We start from the raw sequence: 1,096 nt of genomic DNA on the forward strand, positions 1-1,096 counted from the left end.
CGGTGGGTTCAACCGGTCAGCGCAACGGCTCGATCAAAGGTATCAGCGGGCGTCTGAAAGCCAAGCGTTTTCCGCGGCCTTGTGTTGAGCCGCAGGGCAACCTGATCAAGGTCATATTGGGTGTAGACGGATAGGTCCGTGCCGTTCGGGAAGTATTGGCGCAGCAAACCATTGGTGTTTTCGTTGCTGCCGCGCTGCCAAGGGCTTTTCGGATCGCAGAAATAAACGCTGACATCCGTCGCGACGGTGAACTTCCGATGATAGGCCAGTTCCGTGCCCCGGTCCCAGGTCAGCGAGGCCATCACGCCCTGCGGCAGGTGCTGCACCCGTGCGATCAAGGCGCTGACGACGCTGTCGCTGTCCTTGCCGCCAACCTTGACCAGCATCACAAAGCGCGAGCTGCGTTCGACGAGCGTGGCGATGTGGCTATTTCTGGCACCACTCATCAGGTCGCCTTCCCAGTGGCCCGGGATGGCACGATCCTCGATCTCGGCCGGTCTGTCCCGGATCGATACGGCATCTATGATCTGGCCCCGCGTCTGTCCCGCAGTTGTCGCTGTCCGGCCCCGTCGCATGATCCTGCGGCTACGCAGATGGGCCAGCAACTCTTTCTTGAGCACTCCACGTGCCTGAATGAACAGGCTTTTGTAGATCGTCTCATGCGATACGCTCATGAATGGGTCTCCGGGATACCGGGCCTTCAGCCACCCAGCGATCTGCTGTGGCGACCATTGGCCCGACAGCTTTCCGGCAACCAGTTTGCACAGGGCTGGGTTGAATGCCAACTGGCAGGGCTTGGGCCGGCGGGCGCGCTCCGACGCCCTTTCGTCAGCCCGGGCGGCGCGATAGGCCCGGCGCCCGCCGTTCCTGGCAACTTCGCGGCTGATCGTGGAAACTGCTCGCCCCAGATCGTGGCCAAGCTGCCTGAAGGAGCGCCCTGCAATAAGACCGCGCGAGATCTCCTCCCGCTCAATCAGGCTGAGAGACCCGGATTTGCGCGACCGGGGCATCGGCGCAAAACCACCCTTCGCTGCGACAACGCCAAACACCGATGCCGCGTGCTTGCCCAATGCACGCCCGATCTCACTCAGTGTCT

General features: G+C 62.2%; 1 protein-coding gene. It reads right to left on the reverse strand.

Features of this window, described 5'->3' with window-relative positions; translation table 11 throughout:
* Nucleotides 1–8: 8 nt before the first annotated feature.
* The coding region (locus ACP7AP_RS24165) for an IS30 family transposase (protein WP_426038468.1) at nt 9–1,096 on the reverse strand (1,088 nt) is incomplete at its 5' end.

Origin of the sequence: Cypionkella sp. TWP1-2-1b2, assembly GCF_049896245.1 — a bacterium.
Lineage (GTDB): Bacteria > Pseudomonadota > Alphaproteobacteria > Rhodobacterales > Rhodobacteraceae > Cypionkella.